This is a genomic window from Kiloniella spongiae, assembly GCF_001026905.1.
Classification (GTDB): Bacteria; Pseudomonadota; Alphaproteobacteria; order Kiloniellales; family Kiloniellaceae; genus Kiloniella; species Kiloniella spongiae.
The window spans coordinates 236,033-255,912 of record NZ_LAQL01000006.1; the positions used below are offsets into that span (position 1 = coordinate 236,033).

At 45.2% G+C, this 19,880-nt stretch carries 20 protein-coding genes and 1 tRNA gene; 11 read left to right on the forward strand and 10 right to left on the reverse strand.

The features are described 5' to 3' along the window. Positions 1-9: 9 nt before the first annotated feature. Positions 10-411, forward strand: a complete 402-nt coding sequence (locus WH96_RS10075) for a rhodanese-like domain-containing protein (protein WP_047764022.1) — start codon at positions 10-12, stop codon at positions 409-411. A 212-nt stretch (positions 412-623) separates the two neighbouring features. Here the strand turns inward: WH96_RS10075 and WH96_RS10080 are convergent, their stop codons facing one another. Beyond that, complete coding sequence (locus WH96_RS10080; RefSeq protein WP_046505501.1) at positions 624-1,208, reverse strand: helix-turn-helix domain-containing protein; 585 nt, start codon at positions 1,206-1,208, stop codon at positions 624-626. Between the two features lie 390 nt (positions 1,209-1,598). Here WH96_RS10080 and WH96_RS10090 point away from each other — a divergent pair, with 390 nt between their 5' ends. Next, entirely contained in the window at positions 1,599-3,740 is a 2,142-nt protein-coding gene (locus WH96_RS10090) for a nuclease-related domain-containing protein (RefSeq protein WP_053005826.1), read from the forward strand. A 143-nt stretch (positions 3,741-3,883) separates the two neighbouring features. Here WH96_RS10090 and WH96_RS10095 read toward each other — a convergent pair whose 3' ends face one another. Then, positions 3,884-4,177: a hypothetical protein gene (locus WH96_RS10095; RefSeq protein ID WP_047764024.1), complete on the reverse strand. Its 294-nt coding sequence runs from the start codon at positions 4,175-4,177 to the stop codon at positions 3,884-3,886. Positions 4,178-4,187: 10 nt separating this feature from the next. Next, positions 4,188-4,958, reverse strand: a complete 771-nt coding sequence (locus tag WH96_RS10100; protein WP_047764260.1) for a nuclear transport factor 2 family protein — start codon at positions 4,956-4,958, stop codon at positions 4,188-4,190. Positions 4,959-5,148: 190 nt separating this feature from the next. Here WH96_RS10100 and WH96_RS10105 point away from each other — a divergent pair, with 190 nt between their 5' ends. After that, entirely contained in the window at positions 5,149-5,502 is a 354-nt protein-coding gene (locus WH96_RS10105; protein ID WP_047764025.1) for a DUF7674 family protein, read from the forward strand. Between the two features lie 70 nt (positions 5,503-5,572). Here WH96_RS10105 and WH96_RS10110 read toward each other — a convergent pair whose 3' ends face one another. Both WH96_RS10110 and WH96_RS10115 read right to left on the reverse strand, forming a co-directional pair. Continuing rightward, positions 5,573-6,112, reverse strand: coding sequence for a YaeQ family protein (locus tag WH96_RS10110; protein ID WP_047764026.1), 540 nt, complete (start codon positions 6,110-6,112; stop codon positions 5,573-5,575). 168 nt (positions 6,113-6,280) lie between these two features. After that, positions 6,281-6,958: a LysE family translocator gene (locus WH96_RS10115; protein WP_047764027.1), complete on the reverse strand. Its 678-nt coding sequence runs from the start codon at positions 6,956-6,958 to the stop codon at positions 6,281-6,283. A gap of 176 nt (positions 6,959-7,134) precedes the next feature. On the opposite strand from WH96_RS10115, the gene WH96_RS10120 reads away from it, so the two are divergent. Then, the gene (locus WH96_RS10120; protein WP_053005827.1) at positions 7,135-7,902 is read left to right on the forward strand and encodes a substrate-binding periplasmic protein; all 768 of its coding nucleotides are present in this window, start codon (positions 7,135-7,137) and stop codon (positions 7,900-7,902) included. On the opposite strand, the gene WH96_RS10125 is transcribed toward WH96_RS10120, so the two are convergent. Beyond that, entirely contained in the window at positions 7,899-8,171 is a 273-nt protein-coding gene (locus WH96_RS10125) for a hypothetical protein (RefSeq protein ID WP_053005828.1), read from the reverse strand. The genes WH96_RS10120 and WH96_RS10125 overlap by 4 nt on opposite strands. Positions 8,172-8,312: 141 nt before the next feature. Between WH96_RS10125 and WH96_RS10130 the strand changes: the two genes are divergently transcribed. The 3 genes from WH96_RS10130 (at position 8,313) to WH96_RS10140 (ending at position 10,099) form a co-directional block, all read left to right on the forward strand. Then, positions 8,313-8,606 carry a putative quinol monooxygenase gene (locus tag WH96_RS10130; RefSeq protein ID WP_047764028.1) on the forward strand — a complete coding sequence of 98 codons (294 nt, stop codon included), beginning with the start codon at positions 8,313-8,315 and terminating at the stop codon, positions 8,604-8,606. 175 nt (positions 8,607-8,781) lie between these two features. Beyond that, complete coding sequence (locus WH96_RS10135; protein WP_047764029.1) at positions 8,782-9,102, forward strand: YbjQ family protein; 321 nt, start codon at positions 8,782-8,784, stop codon at positions 9,100-9,102. Positions 9,103-9,385: 283 nt separating this feature from the next. Further along, complete coding sequence (locus tag WH96_RS10140; protein ID WP_047764030.1) at positions 9,386-10,099, forward strand: DNA helicase; 714 nt, start codon at positions 9,386-9,388, stop codon at positions 10,097-10,099. A 135-nt stretch (positions 10,100-10,234) separates the two neighbouring features. On the opposite strand, the gene WH96_RS10145 is transcribed toward WH96_RS10140, so the two are convergent. Then, positions 10,235-15,070 (reverse strand): NAD-glutamate dehydrogenase, encoded by a 4,836-nt coding sequence (locus WH96_RS10145; RefSeq protein WP_047764031.1) that lies wholly within the window; start codon positions 15,068-15,070, stop codon positions 10,235-10,237. 770 nt (positions 15,071-15,840) lie between these two features. Here WH96_RS10145 and WH96_RS10150 point away from each other — a divergent pair. Then, complete coding sequence (locus WH96_RS10150) at positions 15,841-16,194, forward strand: hypothetical protein (RefSeq protein WP_047764032.1); 354 nt, start codon at positions 15,841-15,843, stop codon at positions 16,192-16,194. On the opposite strand, the gene WH96_RS10155 is transcribed toward WH96_RS10150, so the two are convergent. Both WH96_RS10155 and WH96_RS22760 read right to left on the reverse strand, forming a co-directional pair. Next, positions 16,167-16,562, reverse strand: coding sequence for a hypothetical protein (locus WH96_RS10155; protein ID WP_047764033.1), 396 nt, complete (start codon positions 16,560-16,562; stop codon positions 16,167-16,169). The two genes, WH96_RS10150 and WH96_RS10155, sit on opposite strands and share 28 nt — an antisense overlap. Continuing rightward, the gene (locus WH96_RS22760; protein ID WP_047764034.1) at positions 16,562-16,849 is read right to left on the reverse strand and encodes a DUF2842 domain-containing protein; all 288 of its coding nucleotides are present in this window, start codon (positions 16,847-16,849) and stop codon (positions 16,562-16,564) included. The genes WH96_RS10155 and WH96_RS22760 overlap by 1 nt, the downstream gene beginning before the upstream one ends. 174 nt (positions 16,850-17,023) lie before the next feature. Between WH96_RS22760 and WH96_RS10165 the strand changes: the two genes are divergently transcribed. Then, positions 17,024-17,815, forward strand: a complete 792-nt coding sequence (locus WH96_RS10165) for a substrate-binding periplasmic protein (RefSeq protein WP_047764035.1) — start codon at positions 17,024-17,026, stop codon at positions 17,813-17,815. Between the two features lie 199 nt (positions 17,816-18,014). Here WH96_RS10165 and WH96_RS10170 read toward each other — a convergent pair. After that, a tRNA-Gly gene (locus WH96_RS10170) sits at positions 18,015-18,089 on the reverse strand. Between the two features lie 165 nt (positions 18,090-18,254). Here WH96_RS10170 and WH96_RS10175 point away from each other — a divergent pair. Continuing rightward, positions 18,255-18,788 carry a prolyl-tRNA synthetase associated domain-containing protein gene (locus tag WH96_RS10175; RefSeq protein ID WP_047764036.1) on the forward strand — a complete coding sequence of 178 codons (534 nt, stop codon included), beginning with the start codon at positions 18,255-18,257 and terminating at the stop codon, positions 18,786-18,788. Between the two features lie 123 nt (positions 18,789-18,911). Continuing rightward, the gene (locus tag WH96_RS10180; protein ID WP_047764037.1) at positions 18,912-19,826 is read left to right on the forward strand and encodes a thioredoxin family protein; all 915 of its coding nucleotides are present in this window, start codon (positions 18,912-18,914) and stop codon (positions 19,824-19,826) included. Positions 19,827-19,880 lie beyond the last annotated feature (54 nt).

Here is a 19,880-nt window from a genome sequence, read left to right on the forward strand (position 1 = left end):
AGAAAAGAAATGCCTTCTAATGTCGCCCTTGTTCCCGCCGCATCCCCTGACGAAGCCCTGGCTCATTTTGAACGTCGCCTGCGTCTGGAAACTGACTGCTGGGATACCCACTATGCTCTGACCGAACAGGAACAGGACTTTGTTTTGCTGGATGTGCGATCACCGGATCTCTACGCAGCCGGACACATCCCCAAGGCCATCAACCTGCCCCACGGCAAGATCATTGCCCGTAAAATGCGCGACTATCCCGACGACACCCTGTTCATCGTCTATTGCGCAGGACCGCACTGTAACGGCGCCAACAAAGCCGCCATCCGCCTCGCCAAACTGGGCTATCAGGTCAAAGAACTGATCGGGGGTATCGAAGGCTGGAAAGACGAAGGCTTTGACCTCGTCACAGGCGTCATTTGATTTTTTGGGGCCTGATTTTGGGGGATCAGTTAAAAGTCATCTACGACAGGATAAAAGCCCGACAGACGATCATTGCGTGGGTGATTGACTGACCAGAATCACAAGATAGAAATTTACGAACTTACATACAGAAAAGGCATCTACCCGAACAAATAGGTCGAAGTAGATGCCTTTTATACAAATAGCGTACGCGTTAACGTACAGCCCGAATACTAAAGCCCCTGTAGCCGCTCCACAACCAACAGAGCAACGGCGTTGCCATCGCCCACGTTGATCAGGGCATGGTCGCAATCGGCAGGGTAGCGGGCGGTGCCGCCTGCTTCTACCGTTTCTGTATCGCCCGCGGATTCAACCTCTATCCGGCCCGACAGCACGGTCAGGTGTTCGCGGGTTCCCTCGGCATGGGGGGCAGAGCGCAAGGCCCCGGCGGCTTCGAAGCTCAGTTCGTACCACTCGCACAGCGCGGCGTTTTCAACAGGGGAGAGAATGCGCATCACACAGCTACCATCCGGGCTGGACATTGTGGGCGTCAGGTTCGCGGGCACGGCCTCTATCTTGACCACTTCCGGCTCGCGCGGTGCGCCCTCTAACAGTTCATAGATATCCATGCCAAAGCTTTGCGTCAGGCTCCAAAGCGTCGCAAAGGTCGGGTTGGCCTGTCCGCGCTCTATCTGCGAAAGCATGGATTTCGACACTCCGGAAAGCTTCGCCAACTGATCCAGCGTCAGCTTCTTTTCCTTGCGCGCATCCCGCACCTTATCCCCGATCTGCGGAACACCCTTGCGTTTTGTACTCATACCTAATCTAAAACCCCTTTAGTGGAATTTCCACCATAGTGGATTTTTAATTGAGGTGCCAGATGGAAGAAGTTTTGAAGTTGGGTTGTATTGTTTGATAGAGAAGCATTATTTATTATATGGTTATTTTTAATACTAAAGGTTGTGCAAAAAATATTACACGATAATGTTTCTATTGAAGCTTCTGCTTTCGACCCAAAGCGGAATATGGAATTTAAGAATAGGAACTCGCGAGCTATTGCTGAAATGAGTTATCTGGCGTTACTAATAAAATTACATGAAGAGGGGATGTCTTCATATGTCCAGCATACCGATCTGACCACCAGACACCTACATGGGATCAGGGAGACGACCGTAGACAGGGCTCTAGGATCTTATTGGTAACCTCACATGCCTCATCAAACCAGATCAGAAAAAGATATTTTAAACGAATTGGAAGCTTTAAGCTCCTCAGCAGGATACCAGCATCTGATTGCAAACCTTAGTGTCGAGAATAACTTCATCTCTTTTGGAGAAAAAGTCACTGGCGACACCATGATGCAAGTCAAGAGAGATGACCGACTGATTCGTAACGAAATTCAACTACTAATCAGTCTGATGGTAAAATCCAAAATTCACAATGTCATACCTTCTCCCGAAGAGATGGCACGAATGCATCATGAAACACAAAGTCTGCTTCTAGAATTGCATAAAGTATTGAGCCCACAATTGATCGTAGGTGATCAGGTTAATCCAAGCATAATGGATGACATTGGCACTGGGCAGTTTCTGCGTGAACCATTTTTCTATTCTGGCGAAAGCGCTTTTATGATCCAGTATTTGGATTTAGCTAAAATCCGATACGACAAAGACGCCGATTGGTTTAAGGAGAATAAAGGATTTTCAGTCACTGAATGTTGTGATTTATGTTATGCCCTTATGGATTTACTGAATGAGAAACTACATGAGTTTCGACAGCAAAATCATAACTTTGACCAGTTCACTTGCCTCCCTATCTTCGAATTTTGTGCCGATGAATTAACGAAACGTACCGAAGTTAAAAAACAATCTGTGGAAGCGTTCATTAAGACATTTTCCATCCCATCAACACCGTGTAATACCGGATATGTTTCCATTAATGACTTTAGTTTGACTAATGCTCAGCCATTCATTCCTTTACCAAATGGAAGATATGTTCTGTATGATATGTTCACTTTAGCTGAGTCGTTTTATGTGTCTCCTATTTTCTGGATGCGGGATAATAAAGAATATAGACCCTTAGCCGAAAAACATCGTGGAGACTTTACTGAGGAATTCTCAGCAGAACGCTTGAGATCTGTGTTTGGCGAGAAGCGAGTTTTTACCAATATCAATATACTTGGCGAAACAGATGACATAGCTGGTGAAATCGATGTGCTGGTTGTGTTTGCGGACAGAGCGATAATTCTGCAAGCAAAGTCAAAACCACTAACTTTGAAGGCACGTAGCGGTGATAACAAAGCCATTAAATCGGATTTTGAAAAGGCTGTGCAGCATGCGTACAAACAGGGTTATAACTGTGCAAAACTTATACAAGATAATAACTACAGACTAGAAACATCTGATAAAAAAATCATCTCAATTCGTCGAAGCTTTGCAGAAATTTTCATTGGCTGTGTAGTGGCTGAAAGCTACCCCGCGCTTGGATTTCAAGTTCGGAAATTTTTAAAATATGATAGCACAGAAATAATACGTGATCCTTACGTTTTTGACGTATTTTATCTGGATGCTCTTTGCGAATTCCTCGACACACCACTTCACTTCATAAATTTTCTTTATCGACGGTCTCTTTATAATGAAAAGATCGCCTCAATGTTGGAATATGAAGTCCTTGCCTACCATATGAAATACAATCTGTTTTTCGATGATGAAAAAGTTGATTTCATAGATCTTGGTGAAGATTTCTCTGCCGATCTGGACGCTTCATTTTACGTCCGTCGTCTTGGCTGGCCTGGCGAAAGGACCCCAGATGGTTTGCTCACACGGTATGCGAATAAACCTATTGGAAATTTGCTGGATGCCATCGGCCAGTGTGACCAAGATGGTATGATTGATCTTGGCTATCATCTGTTGGAAAAAAGTGAAGAAGCTCTTGGAGAGGTAAATGATAGCTTAGAATATGCCGCTCACAAGATTAATCAAACAAAGAAAACATTCACGCTGTCATTCGGGTCAAAGCAAGGAGGTCTGACAATATTATTTAGCTTTATACCCCATGAGCTCAGACAAGATCATTTAATGGCCCATTGTGAAATGTATAGATATAAAGAGCGTGCAGATACTTGGTTCGGTCTCGCCATCGCACTGACATCAGGTAAGCCTTTTGAATTTGGCGGATACTTAAAATGTCCTTGGAAGTATGACCGGGAAAAGGACGAAATTGTCCGCAATCATGTAACAAAACAGAAAGTACGCAAAATCAGTATGCTTAACCAATCCTTACACAAGGTTGGGCGTAATGAGCCCTGCCCGTGTGGCAGCGGAAAGAAATTCAAGAAATGCTGTTTAATATAAAATGGGCGTGACGTGCTCGGGTTTAATCGGACCATTTAGAACTGGAATTTTCCAATTAATGTCCTGACGATGTGACAATTTATGAAGACAACTTAATGTCTGCTTATGGCACAAAGCCGGCTTATTGAAGTTAGAGCTCCCCCTCACAGCCGCACTTCATGTATTACTTCACCCTGACCGAAATCATATAATTCCACGAACTCAAGTACCTCTTCGTAGCTTTCATCAGGATGAGATGTCGTAGCTATAAATCGATGCTCTTCATACTGAGCATCTCCAACGATAATTTCATCGATGATATCTTCAATCCTTTCGCACCCCATACCAACAACTGCTATCAGAGATCCATTTTCTCTAAGGGTCGCTTCAACAAATTCTTCTAAGAGATTTTCATCTGATAAAGGGCAATGCAGAATATATTTTGGTGCTGCTGTCATGCTCTCTCACTCAAAACTTCCCGTTTTTGTTTTTCCACTCACTTTTCGGGGCGATGTGCTCTGTCGTGTCCCAGTGCTCTACCAGCTTTCCTTCTGACACGCGGAAGAGATCATAAAAGGCGGTATGTTTGTCTTCAAAACTGCCTTCGCTGATGGACAGTACGAAGTTGCCTTCGGCCAGAATGCGGTGGCTACGTTGATAGTTGATGCGTCTTTGTCCTTCGTGGGTGCTTGCCAATTCCTGTTGTAACGCATCGATCCCTTCGCCTAGGCGGGGGTTGTGATCAGTAAAATCCCGAGGGTTAAGGAAATCTGTCAGGCGGTCAAGATCGCCGTTAATCAGCACAGATTCAACAAAGGTTTGTACCAGCTTTCGGTTGTTTTCTGTATGGGTGTGGTCGGCTGCTTCTGTAGGACCATCGACCATGGAATGGCCCGCCGGATTGGGACCTAAACGCGGTTGGATGTTATCCCAGTGTTCGACCGCCCTCTCATCTTCGAAGCGAAAGACTTCGAAACCGATATTGCGGCGTGAGAAATCGTATTCCGTGTGAGCAAAAACGAAGTCGCCATCTTCAAAGGCACGGACGATATTTACCCTCGGCCCCGTTTTGGAGAGGCGCTTGAACAGTGCGGCAAGACCCTCACTGCCTTCATGGGTTTGCGGGTTGTGCTGGATGTATTTTGCTTCATTGACCACCGCAATGGGTTCGGGATCTCCGGTCTCTATGCTTTTTAGCAACGCATGGATTTGATCTTTCTTTGACTTTTTCTGGTCCATAGCCTGCTGCCCTTTGTTTTGGATTACACGGATTTCACAACCCAAGCGAAAGATAACATATTTTCTAATTGGGAATACAAGTCTGGCCAATAGCTAATACCAGTCTGGAATTATCATATCTGATCGCCTATAATTCGAAATCAATTTATCAATCAGGTCAGTTTATCAACAAGACTGGAAGCCAGAGCCAATGGAGAAATTGCACCGTAGCCAGTTGCTTGCAGAGCTCAAGGAGAGCTTTCCCGATTTAACGGAAGCACTCAATGCTGAATCAGGATTACTCAGTTTTGAATTGAATGCCTTTTGTCGTTTCACCATGGCAAAGATTAAACAAGATGACCATGAAGCCGTTGCAGCCTGCTATGCAATCGCCCTTAAGTACTATGAAAAGGGTTCCGCGAAGATGCGTGATGCAATTGATACCTGCTACGTTGAGGATTTGGAATTTCCTCCGCACAAAAAAAGAGATCAAACCTGGGCATGGGAAATTTTACCCAAGCAATTGAAAGAGCTATATAATAACTTTCACAACCCTGCTATCTAACAGGGAAAGTTAACTGTCGCGAAAGTGCTTGAAATCGCACTGTTCTCATTTTATCAGCTTGTTAATTTGACTAATTCTTCCACTTAATCGGCGTCACGTGCAACGTGCTGTCATCAATAGCGACCATGACATCGCCGTCCTGAATGGTCACAGATAACCGCATAGAACGGTTGGCGAGGTCGGCCAGGGCGCGGGTGTCTTCTCGCGAGAAGTTTATCACTTCGAGATTGTCAAAGCGGGTAGTGCTGTTTTTGATCTTCTCCCACCACATTTCTGCTGTGTTGCCACCGTAACAATAGATTATTACCTTGCTAGCCTTGCCGCAGGACTGGCGCACGATCTTTTCCCCCGGCATGCCCAGCGCGATCCACAGATCGATCTCGCCACTCAGGCTTTTTTGCCAGAGGTCCGGTTCGTCCTCGGTAGACAGACCACGGGTAAATTCCAGCTGTTCGTGGGCGTTCAGGGCAAAGCTCAACACACGCACCATCAAACGCTCATCGGTTTCCGAAGGGTGTTTGGCAACAGTCAGGTTATGAGTCTCGTAATAGTGACGATCCATATCGGCAACGGAAAGTTCGACTTTATAAATGGTGGCATTCTTTGCCATGAGGTGCGCCTGTTCTGCTTTTTGGGGAGTTGGGATTGTACTGGATTTGTTTGCTGGTTCTGTTTAATGGCATTAGCGACTTTGGGAAAGCGGAAAAGGCAGTAAGCTGCTCAATCACCTTTGCATGACGCCACAGTAGGATATTACGAGAACCGTTTGACTATGGAGCTAACGAACAAAGGCCGATCGGATCAAACCGAACCCCGCCAGAGTAAATAACCCGGCGATCGCGCCATTGATCCAGCGACGACCGCGTTTATAGCCACGCATGATGCCGCCAAAAGAAAAGATAACGGCATAAAACACATAAACCAGCACACCGATAGCCATACACATCAGGGTCGCAGCAATTAACGCATAGACGCAGACACCCTCATTGGCATTGGCATCTAGCCCAACGGAAAGGGCCGCCATCCACGCCACAACAGCTTTGGGATTGGAGAGATTCAGAATGAGGCCCTGAATAAACCAGTTTTGCATAGACCATTTTTTGGTGCCTGATTGAGTAGCTGGCGATTGTTGAGTAGAAGGCTGAGTTTGCTGTTTGGTATCGGATTTCATCGCCGCACGGACGGATTGAAAGGCCAACCACAACAGATACAGCCCACCAAAAACCTTGAGGATCATCAACAAATACATCGAGCTTTGCAGCACCGCGCCCAAACCACTGGCTGCGACAATCCCCCAAAAACCGAGACCACAGGAAAGACCTGCGCCGTAGATCAGGCCCGCTTTACGCCCCTTGCTCATGGACACCGTAGCATTCGCCAGCGTTGCCGGGCCGGGAGAGACCGCAACAATAAAAAACGCAAGCCCTATGGATGCTAACGAAATTAGATCAATCATATTCTCCTGCCCTATCCTTCGTGCTCTTCCTTCTTCAAGGACAAAAGCATTATGTTACGAGGGTAATTTGATAGCTTCAACAAATGATCTGGGCGACATCAGGGAAACTTTAATCTATAGTTGATAATCTTATTATAAGATACACGAAAAGAAAAACTGATCTTGGGAGGAAAAGCTTGCCCAAACTCTATGATCTATTGATGGTTGGTCTTTTCTCTTTTGGCCTGTTTCCAAACTTGCTTACAAGTGGGGCCTATGCGCAAGAAACAGGGCGAGAAATCAAAATAGTCGCGACAGATTATCCACCACATATTATTGCCGCTGAAGAAGGGGGCATGGACCTCGATATATTGCGCGCTGTTTTCGATGACATGGGGTATAAATCAACCGTAAGCTTTGTGCCGACAAAGCGTGCTTTAGCCATGGTCAACCAAGGAGAAGCCGACGTAGCTGTGCCCGTTTTTTACCAAGACGACAGAGATGGATATTATACATCAGATGCCATTATTGACTACAAACCCACGGTTTTTACCCTCAACCGATATGATTATGTTCTGGACGACCTAAGCTCGCTCAGCGAGCACAGGGTCGTCACCTTTGTCGGTGCAGGCGGTTATTTTGGTTCCAAATTTACTAAGGCCGTAAACAACGCCGTTTCCTACAACGAAATCAATAACGTCAACGCCATGCCCGAGCTGTTGTTGATGGAGCGATATTCCGCCGCCGTTCTGGACGAAAACATCTTTTACTACTTTTACAGGAAAGAAAATAAAAACAGAGATTTAAGTATCTTTGACGCCCACGCTATCTTTCCCAAAGTCGCGGCCTCGGTTGGTTTTAATAACCAGCAACTTCGGGATTCATTTAACCAACAGCTTGCAAAATTCTGCGCTGCTGGGAAAGATCAAGCTATCATCGAAAAGTATGTTGGTGCTACGCATTAACAAAACACCCGTACCTTCAATATCTCTCTGATAGCGTCAACCAAGCCATAGTACAGTAAGTTTGGTGAAACACGGGCTTCAGGATGAGAATAAGAAAGCACAAATTTTCCGCGTTTCCGTTCAAAATACTCAATCCCTCTTTGTGAAATTTTCCATTCTTTCACGCCAAATACAAACTCATGATAAAACCAACCTGTCCCACAACAAATCGTCAAATCTGGGTCATAGAAAGATAGTTGCTGATTAAAGTAATCTTTGCCCTTGTCCATGAACGCTTTTAAATCATTTGAGTTCGCAGTATGTCCGCCTGAAGTTTTTTTACATTGATTACAGCGATATTCTGAAGAATAGCTTTCCTTTTCTCGTCACTAATTCACCTGTACACATCAAACCAGACAAACGGAAAACCCATGACAAACCTCACCATCGTTGCCAATATCTATGCCAAATCTGATAAAATTGATCTGGTACGGGCCGAGTTGGAAAAGCTGATCCCCATTACACGTGCCGAGGAAGGTTGCCTGCAATACGATCTGCATCAGGATAATGACAACCCTGCTCATTTCATGTTTTTTGAAAGCTGGGGAAACCGCGAACTGTGGCAAACCCACATGTCCGCTCCGCACTTAGCCGCCTATCTGGCCGCAACCGACGGCGCCGTTGAAAACTTTACTCTCCATGAAATGAGCCAGATCGGGAAATGAGCCAGATCAGGTAAGACAAACAGATTCAGAGGCAGGGAAAAGCTATTCCCAAACCCCTCTCTTTCAAGGTTTATTTCACCCAAATTATTGCCATGCCCTTGTAGAAAAGTGTAGAAAAGGCATGAATAGACAAGCAGTTAAATTCAATAAATCACTATAAAAACGGGGAACTTTCATGCAAATCGTCACAACTGATTCCATCGAGGGAAAACGTATCGTTGCCTACAAAGGTATCGTCAGCGGTGATGCCATCGTCGGCGCTAACTTCGTAAAGGATTTCTTTGCCAAGGTCACCGATGTGCTTGGCGGACGTGCTGGCGGCTATGAAAAAGCCCTGCGTGGTGCCAAGGATCACGCCATGAATGACATGATCGAACAGGCACAGGAAACAGGCGCCAATGCCATTATCGGTGTGGACCTCGATTACGAATCAATCGGTGGTTCTATGCTGATGGTCAGCGCAAACGGTACTGCTGTGGTTCTAGAAGACGCCTAGGCATACATCCTATGCACTCACTGTGTATATGATTTTAGATAAAGGTCGGTGCGGTTTGTACCGACCTTCTTCTTTTTAAGGGCTTTTTCAACTTCCCGGAACATAACCCACTTGAACCTAAATCATTGGCGCAGTAATCTTCATTTTATAGGCTGTTGCTCCTGCCTCCCCCCTCCGAAGGGAAAGTATTCTACATACAGGGTAACCAATTCATCGAACCAACTGTTCGAGCATTATGCATAAGGAGGGATTGTATCAGCCGCTCGTCACAGGAGGTTTCCGAATGAAATTATCTGCCCCAATATACCAGTTAAAACACAAAGCGAAGCTGCTGGCGCGTCATCAAGAAATTCCGCTCCACAAAGCCTTGAACAAAATCGCAACACAAGAAGGCTTTTCTAACTGGAGTTTACTTTCAGCCAAAGCATCAACACACCTTCATCCCGCCACGCTGCTTTCAAAGCTGAATCCGGGTGAATTGATCCTGCTCGGCGCCCGGCCAGGGCACGGAAAAACCCTTATGGGGCTACAGTTGGTCGCTGAAACAGTTAAATCAGGCCACCGAAGCATTTTCTTTACCTTGGATTATAACAAAAAAGATGCGCTCGAGCGCATTGAAGCATTTGGCGAAAACGATCTAATTACAGATAACAATCTAGAGATTGATACATCAGACGAAATCAGTGCTGATTACATTATCGAGAAAATAAAATCCGGTACTGCACCCAAGCTTGTCGTTATTGATTACCTACAGCTATTGGATCAAAAGCGAACTAACCCCGATCTGTTGACACAGATTCAATCCCTAAAGGATTATGCCAAAGAAACTGGCGCGATATTTGTACTTATCTCACAGATCGACCGGTCATTTGAACTTTCTCAAAAGCAGCTTCCCGAGCTTTCAGATATTCGACTTCCTAATCCACTAGACCTGACACTTTTCGACAAAAGTTGCTTTCTGAATAAGGATGTCGTTCAGGTAAATAGCATAAACTGAGGGATGGTATCTAAATCAACTTTCTTTTTTGTAATTCCATCTATCAAAGATACATATCAATCATAAAACAAAGGCCAGCTTCTAAAGCGAAGCTGGCCTTAACTTTAACCCCTAAATGGATGTAACAAAGTTACCTTAGGAGGAGACCATGTTTTTGAGCTGTCGGTTCGCGACGGCCAGCATGGCGTAGTCTGGCTTACCAGCGGCATTCAGCTCCGCGAGAATCTGTTCCGTCCGGTTCACCAGCGGACGTTTGGATTCAGCCCATTCTTTGATTGCCGCTTCAACACGGTCGGTTTTTCCCGCCGCCTCGAGTACTCGGGATGTCAATTCACCTTGATGACCATAGAGATCATCAACAATCGCCGTCACAGCCAGTTTATCCCATGCAGATTCACTTGGCAGACGACCGGCGGCACTGCGCAACCAATCAAAGCCATAGCGTTCTCCGATAGAGAAATAGGTGCTGCCAACGGTATCCACTGGCATTTTAAGCGTATGGGCAAGACGAACGATATCACAGGCTGGTGTCAGAAGACGTAAACCCGCTATCCGCTTGGCAATATCAGCCGGAACACCCTGTGCCTTCAAGCCTGCAATATTTGCTTTTAGCAAATCTTTGTTCTCGGTTGAGAGCAGTTTTTCCAGCTGAGCAGCGATGGTGCCAACTTCCTTGGCATAGGAATCAACCTCTTTACGGATATCCAGCGGATGAGCCCCATGACGCAAGAACCAAACAGTTCCCTGTTCTATCAAACGACCACATTCCGCCAAAAGCGTTGCCTGAAGCGAGGCAGGTGCTTTGTTATCCAACCCTTCAATCATATCGAACAGCGTATTCATATCGAACACTTCACGGGCAATAGTATAGGCCCGGGCAATGTCGCATGACGCCATGCCGGTTTTTTCCTTTACCTCATAAACAAAGGTAATCCCGACGCGGTTGATCATGTCATTGGTCACGGCTGTGGCAATAATTTCACGACGCAGGCGATGTTCGCCAATCTGCTTGGCAAACTTTTTCCGTAAAGCAGTCGGGAAATAGTCAATCAGCGTATCTTCCATATAGGAATCATCAGGAAGATTTGATCCTAACAATTCGTCATACAAAGAAATTTTGCTGTAGGACATCAGGGTTGCCAGCTCTGGTCGCTCAAAACCAAGTCCTTGTTTCATACGCTCGAGCACCATTTCATCATCGGGAAGGAACTCGATAGCACGGTTCAGGAGATCCTGCTTTTCCAAAGACCGCATATAACGGGCAATACGGTCAAGCAGACGTCCACCAATATTCGCCGTAACCGAGATGGCCTGACTTTGTAAATAGTTGTCACGCAAGACCAGATCACCCACTTCATCGGTCATGGATTCCAACAGTTTATCACGCTGTTTACGGGTCATATCACCATCCTGTTCAACAGCGCCGAGCAGAATTTTGATATTTACCTCGTGGTCAGAGCAGTCAACACCCGCAGAGTTATCCAGGAAGTCAGCGTTCACACGCCCACCATTTTGCGCATACTCGATACGTGCACGATGGGTCATACCCAGATTAGCGCCCTCACCCACAACCTTGCAGCGCAGCTCCTTACCATTGAGACGCAAGGCATCATTGGCACGATCACCAGCATCCCCGTTGGTTTCGCTGGAATGTTTCACGTAGGTGCCAATTCCTCCGAACCAGAGTAATTCAGCTGTTGATTTCAGCATTGCGCGCAGCAAATCGTTGGGCGCCAACTCGTCCTCGGTAATATCAAAAAGATCTTTCATCTCTTTGCTAATTTTCAAGGATTTGGCATTGCGATCAAAGATCCCACCACCCTTGGAGATCAGTTTCTCGTTATAATCCGTCCAGGATGAACGCGGCAGATCAAAGAGGCGTTGACGTTCCGCAAAAGATTTCGCCACATCGGGATTAGGATCAACGAAGATATGCAGATGGTTAAAGGCCCCCACAAGCTTGGTCTGATCAGACAGCAACATGCCGTTCCCGAACACATCACCCGACATATCGCCAACACCAATCGCCGTGAAGGGTTCGGTCTGAATATCCTTACCCAATTCGCGGAAGTGACGTTTAACGGATTCCCAAGCCCCTTTGGCCGTAATACCCATTTTCTTGTGGTCATAGCCAGCTGAACCACCAGAAGCAAAGGCATCATCCAGCCAGAAACCATAGTCGGCAGAAACGCCGTTTGCGATATCAGAGAAAGTTGCCGTCCCTTTATCAGCTGCCACAACCAGATAAGGATCATCCGCATCGCGACGTATCAATCTTTCAGGCGGTACAACTTCGCCAGCAACCAAATTATCTGTAAGGTCCAGCAAACCACGGATAAAGGTTTTATAACACTCGATACCTGCATCGATAAAAGCTTCGCGCCCATCGCTAGCTGGCGGCGGATTCTTGACCACAAAACCACCTTTGGAACCTACAGGCACAATAACCGAGTTTTTGACCTGCTGTGCTTTGACGAGACCAAGAATTTCAGTTCTGAAATCTTCACGCCGATCCGACCAACGCAACCCACCGCGGGCAACGGGGCCAAACCGAAGGTGCACACCCTCAACATCCGGGCTATAAACAAAGATCTCGCGATAAGGTCTTGGTAACGGTAGATCAGTGATTTTTTCCGAGTTCAGCTTGAACGACAGATAGGTTTTAAAATCGCCTTCGTCCGTTTTCTGCAAGAAGTTTGTGCGCAACGTGCATTCTATGACATTCCGGAAACGACGAATGATTCTATCTTCATCAAGGTTACTGACATTATCCAGTGTTTCGTTAATCTTGCTATTAAGATCATCCGCTAGCTGTTCATCTCTTTCTGTGCCTTTGCCCATAAAGCGCACCAGAAAGAGATCAACGAGCAGCCTTGTGATATCTGGATTACTAGCCAGAGTTTGTTCCATATAGCTCTGTGAGAAAGGAATACGTGCCTGAAGGAGATATTTGCAATAGGCCCTTAGAACAGTAACTTCACGAACTTTAAGCCCGGCAACCAGAACCAGTCTATTGAAACCGTCGTTTTCCATCTGACCATGCCAGACAGAGGCAAATGCCTCATGAAAACCTTCGCGCAGGTGAGAGATAGAAATTTCGTGATCCCCTGAAATCACCATATTGAAATCGTGCATCCACACGCTTTCGCCGGTTTCAAGAGAATTAAAGTGATACGGAATCTCGCTGAGAACCTTCAACCCCATATTCTCTAACATCGGCAAGACGTCAGATAATGGAACCGGATTATCCCTCAGATAGATCTTAAATCTAACCTGTTCAGGATCTGCCCCAAGTGGACGGTAGAGATTCATGGACAGCCCATCACCCTCAAGCGCTTCTTCGGCTCGGGTGATATCAAAAACCGCATCGTTTTCGTTAAAGTGTTCCTGATAATTCACCGGAAAAGCAGCACCAAGACGACGCATCGCCCGGATACCCTGTTCCTCACCACGATCTTCGATCAAAACCTGTTCAAGACGATCCTGCCAGGAACGACCAGCTTCCGCGATACGGGCTTCTAATTCACCAACATCCACATCCGGCACCTGACCGCGTGTGGTTTTAATGATGAAATGAACCCGTGCAAGGACAGTATCGGACAAGTGTGTGAAGAATGCACTAACCTGCCCATTGTAGGCTTCGCAAAGGATCTTTCCAATCTTGCGGCGCAGTGCTGTATCAAAACGGTCACGCGGAATATAGGTCAGACAGGAAGCAAAGCGTTCAAAAGGATCTTTACGAACAAAAAGCGCAATCCGGCGACGTTCCTGAAGATGAAGAATACCGTGAGAGATTGTGGAAAGCTCGGCACTTGAAATCTGAAACAGTTCATCCCGAGGGTAGGTATCAAGAATATGTGCCAGTCCTTTGCTATCATGGCTACCGGACTTGAAACCGGACTTATCCAACACTTTCTTCACTTTATGGCGTAGAAGTGGAATATCACTCGGTGAGCGAGCATAAGCCGTTGAGGTCAAAAGACCCGCGAAAAGGATCTCACCGATCACCTTGCCCTTATCATCAAAGCGCTTCACACCGATCGTATCCAGATGCACCGCGCGATGTACTGTTGAGCGGCGGTTCGCCTTTGTGATGCGCAATAGAACAGGCTTGGTCATAAAGTCCCGCACTTCTGCAGGCAGAGATCCAAAATCCCTCAGGCCATCAAAAACATGAACATCAATATCGCGCAAAACACCCAATGAATTCGGCAACACCTTCAAAATTGAATTGGTACCTTCGCCTTCAAACTTGTATTCGCGATAACCAAGAAAGGTAAAGTTATCCTGGGTCATCCATTCCAGGAAAGAAATTGACTCGCTGATCTCGGTTTTGGACAGAGAAGGCGGTGATTTCTTTAACTCGCTAATCACGTTGTTCATCTTGCCAAGCATTGGCTGCCAGTCTTCAACAGACGCTTTGACGTCTTCAAAAACCTTGGTCAGTTCGTGCGCAATCTGGGTATGACTTTCGGCAACCTGTTCACTGATCTGTATATGCATCACAGATTCAGTCAGGATACCTTCACCGCCGCCGTTTGAATTTATGGCGCTGAGTTTGCCCTTTGCATCACGAATGCAACTAAGGACTGGATGCACGACCAGGTGCACTTCAACATCCAGACGCTCCAGCGCTGCCGTGACCGAATCAACCAGAAATGGCATATCGTCATTCACGACTTCAATAATGGTATGGGACGATTTCCATCCGTGCTCTTCAGGCCGCGGGTTATAAACCTTTATTTTGGTTTCCCCGGTTTTGCGCTGTTGTAGTTGCCCCCAAAGAGCCAGAGAAGCCCCAAAAAGATTATCTGCTGTCTCTCCACGCAAATCATCCGGCGGGACGTTTTCATAAAAAGTGCGCACAAATTGTTCAATCATCTGGGCTTTATCAGCACTTATTTTTTTGTGAACCAGTTCGACTACTTTATCAATACATTCAGATGTACTGTTATTGCCATGAATGGCCATTATTCTTTCCTCGGACCGCTGTCGCTTTTTAATTATTAGGTTATTGCTCTATTCGACGTCCCCACCCCAGGTCCGCCCTTAAAGGTGGAGGACAAACCACGTTAACCTATTTCAGAACCATTGTTAGTAAAAAATGCGTCGCCTACAGGATATTTTTTCAATACTTACAAAAGAGTAAAGTTATCCACATTTTTTTCGCCCATAAGTTTAAGAAATAAGTTATAAAACCACCAAATAAAAGAGAACAAAAGTAGCCCATTGGCATCATCTATTGCTGGCATGGGTCAAAGTTATTTAAGTATTTCATTTAATGAAACAGATTCGCCCAGAGTCATCACAACCCAAGTCCCCATGATCACACAATCATTTACTCAAACACGAAAGCTGATAGTAGAAAGAGAACCAATAAACAAACAAGACGTATATATTTGGAAATCTTTTATAGAGACATTTTCAGATCGCAAAATATCCACAATTACCCCTTCTTATAAAAACGGAAAAGATAACCAGGGCAAAGAGCACCCAATAGTTCAACAGAAGTACTCTTGGAAATGCTCTATATCCCCGTCAGTCAAGATGACACCTTTGTGACTTGTTCATCTGCGACTTGCATTAAAACATGAGACGAGGTAACTCTATGAGCATGTATCGGATAAACATAGCAATATCTGCGCGAATGTATACGAGCACGCGAATGACCGGTGGCATGAAAATGTCAACGCCCATCACGACGCCTGCTTGTTTAAATCTTCGCCATACGAGATCCGATCATGAATACTTCAGCTCAGGCCCAGCAATACAGCACATCTAATTTCGATGAATTATCTAGCCCCTATCGATTTATCAGACTGAGTTTTTCAGCCAAATCACTATCAATCGACACGGTTAAAAAAAAATTGAACCTCAATGAGTACACTGTGCTCGCTGACTTATCAGCCTCTGCAGAAAAAGACCAATACTGTCTTCTAATAGAGGCAGAGGTGCATACCCTTGAGCTCACGGCTTTTAGCAAATGGTTTATGAAAAAAATCAAACCTGACTCTTTGCACAGCAAACTGGAAAATAAAGCCGGTGAAGTTATCGCCGAATGCAAGCTTTATTGTGATGGCAATAAAAGTTTTTGAAGCTGTGGATCACTCAAAATTTTGGGGCAATGACTGTCGAGCATTGCAATGTAAAGAAAAAGATTACCTGATTCAGCCTTGAGTGCTGCTCGATCTTCGGGCCTTAAACCCTGATGGCGCACTAACCGCGCCAGAGGCGTTTTCAAAGAATCAGGTGTTCTTTTCAAAGCAAGATCCGCAGCACATCCACAGTGATCTTCCATCTTGAGGGCATTTTCAGCTCCTATGCGTTTCCCTAGTTCTCTCACACAAAAATCAAGGGTTTCTTCACGGCCGAGATTATCGAAGGATCTGGCACTATATGGGACCACAATAATTACAGCAGTAAAAAACCATACTGAAATCCATGAGAATTTGTTCAAATACATTAACTCTCTTGCCTTTCACGCCGTCGCTTTATCCAGAACATCACCTTGATCACTGGATATATCCAGATAAGCCCAACAAAGGGATAATATAAAAGATGTACAACTGGATGATCCGGTAACCAGTCTGTCCCGATAGAAATAACCATTGCAGAATAGAGCCCGAGAAAAAGAAAAAATAAAAGATACCCAAGAAGGTTTTTAACCAAGGCTGTAACTCTTTGAACAGTTAATACAAGCAAAACAGAATGGATGATTTTATATCCCGCTCCCCAAAAAAGGGCCAGCACAAAAAAAGAAACACACTGTAGGTTACACCCCTATGTATCCTAATCAAAATTCACCTGAATTGCCCAGTTCATCAGAACCAGACAACTAAAAACATTTTAAACTATCTTTAACACCAAACATACTATAGTAGTCATTCGATTGATCATCGGGAGGGGGTAGGAACTGAGGATATAATGGTACTGTTACGCTCTTTAATCGTCTTATTACTGTTTTTAAGCATTTTCCCAGCAAACATTTCTCCCGCAAAGGCCTCAGAATTACAACTTCTCACAGAAAATTATCCGCCCTTTAACTATCTTGAGCAAAACCAGCTCAAGGGTGTTGGTGCTGATATTGTCCGTGCCTTGCAGGAAAAAACAGATACAGTTAGCGAACCAAAGGTTCTTCCTTGGAAAAGAGCGTATCGAACCACCCTGTCCACCCCCAATACCGGTATATTTTCAATCACACGTACAAAACAAAGAGAAAGCCTATTCAACTGGGTCGGCCCTTTATACAGTGTTCGTGATTATATATTCATAAGAAAAACATCTGATTTTTCAGGGCAAAATATTTCAGACCTAAAAGCTCTACACAGTATCGGATTACAAGCCGAAGGTGCCGTACATAAAGCGCTGGAAAAATTATCCTTTAACAATCTGGTCCCCATTCACCAGGTCGACAAACAATTAGATCTTTTGATTAGTGGTCGAATCTCTGCTCTTCAGGTCTCTGACCTCACGATGTCTTTTGACCTGCAAAAAAATAATCTGCGCTTTACCGAGGTAAAGCCCATCGCGGTTCTTAATGAAGCAGATATGTATCTTGCCTTCTCAAAGAATACACCTTTGGCGGAAGTCAACAAATGGCAAAAAGCTTTAAACGAGCTTATCAAAGAAGGTCAACACGCGGCAATCCTCAGTAAACATATGCCTAATCTGTCTCTTTGGAGCTTGGAAACAGGTATTCAGGTAAAGGTCAATTAATCAGATAGAATGAAGGAATTACCAAGCGCTGTTGAAATTTCTACGGCAGCGAGCTGAATATCTTCTGAGCGTGAAATAGAGCGTAGAACAATCAAAATATAAGCCGTTATACTGATAGATCTATTTCAACTTGGCTTGCATAAATATTTACTTTCAAACGAAAAAACCCGACCAAAGCCGGGTTTTTTTCATTCAACACTGGAGCGGGCGATGAGATTCGAACTCACGACATTCTCGTTGGCAACGAGATGCTCTACCACTGAGCTACGCCCGCGTCTCTGTGTTGATGGAGGGGTATTTACGCCACGAAGTTTGACTTTGCAAGGGCTTTTTTCGCAAAAAAATAATCCTTGTTGGTTCTTTCTGGTTTCAAAGACAAAAAAAACGAGGCATACCCTTAATTCTAAACAAAATTTGCATAAAGACGCAGGCGAAAAATATGACCAACAACACCCCTTGCACCCCTGATGATCTCTTTAAAAAACTTGATACACTTGGAATCGAAACCACAACGATTACCCATCCCGCCGTTTATACCGTAGAAGAATCCAAAGAACATTGCAGCAACATCCCTGGCGCTCACACAAAGAACCTCTTCCTACGTAATAAAAAGGGGCAGATGTGGCTTCTTGTCTGTCTTGAAGACAGAAAAATCGACATGAAATTACTCGGGAAGGCCCTAACCGCAGGGAAGCTTTCTTTTGGCAGTGCAGATCGTCTAATGGAATTTCTTGGCATCACCCCCGGATCTGTTTCTCCCTTTACCGCGATCAACGATAAAGATAATGCCGTAAAAGTGATTCTCGATTCACAAATGATGAAACAATCACCAATTAATTCCCACCCCCTAACAAATACGATGACCACATCAATTACACCAACAGATCTGGTGCAGTTTCTAACAGCAATTAACCACCCACCAGAAGAGCTGGATATGGATAATTTAACACAACTCGTGCAGGACCTGACTTGACCCCTTGCAGTTGAGGTTATTCAGCATCATCTTGTCAGGTAGAAAACAAATTTTCCTGGATTGAGGCCCCTGATTAAAGCCCAAGTCTAGGATCGTAAATCTTAAAAGCTCGGATATTGAACTATGGAAGAACTCATCGGCAACACACCAGCACCACAAGCTGATCTGATCAAAGATACTAATCAGCAAGATTTTGCCAAAGACGTCATTGAAGCTTCTATGAACCAGCCTGTTCTTGTTGATTTCTGGGCGCCATGGTGTGGGCCATGTAAACAAATGATGCCTGCCATCGAACAGGCTATTATGGCTGCTAAAGGCGCTGTAAAGCTCGTTAAAGTCAACATCGATGAAAATCAAATGTTGGCGTCACAACTACGCGTGCAATCCGTACCAATGGTTTATGCTTTTTTTCAAGGCCAGCCTGTTGACGGTTTTAACGGTGCTCTTCCCCCCAGTGAAATCACCAAGTTCATTGATACTGTGATCCAGAAAACCGGCGGCGTTAAGGGCGATCCTATTGCAGATGCGCTTGAACAAGCCGCAATGGCACGGGAAAACCAAGACGATATGGCAGCCATGTCTATCTATAGCCAAATCCTGGAACACGTACCTGACAACGAACCTGCGCTTATTGGTATGCTTGAATGCCAGATTAGTGCTAACATGGCAGAAGAAGCGCAGGCGCTGTTTGATCAATTACCAGATGACGTTAAAACAAAGCCCGAATTTTCAGCTATCGTGACTAAACTCGAGCTCGCTGGCCAAAGCCTTGATAACGAAGAAGTTGTTGCGCTCAAAAACAAAGTTGAGAACGATCAGACCGATAATCAATCAAGATTTGATCTAGCATTAGCACTGCAGGCAGAAGGCAACCACGAAGAGGCTGCTGACCACCTGTTATACATAATCAAGCACGATCGTGAGTGGAATGATGATGCCGCGCGTATTCAACTTTTGAAATTTTTTGAAGCCTGGGGCATGATGGACCCCATGACAATGAAAGCACGTGGTAAATTATCATCGCTGCTCTTTAGCTAAAAACCGCCATTGTGTGATTACAAACCAAGCAAAAAGATTACGGTGAGTTACCCT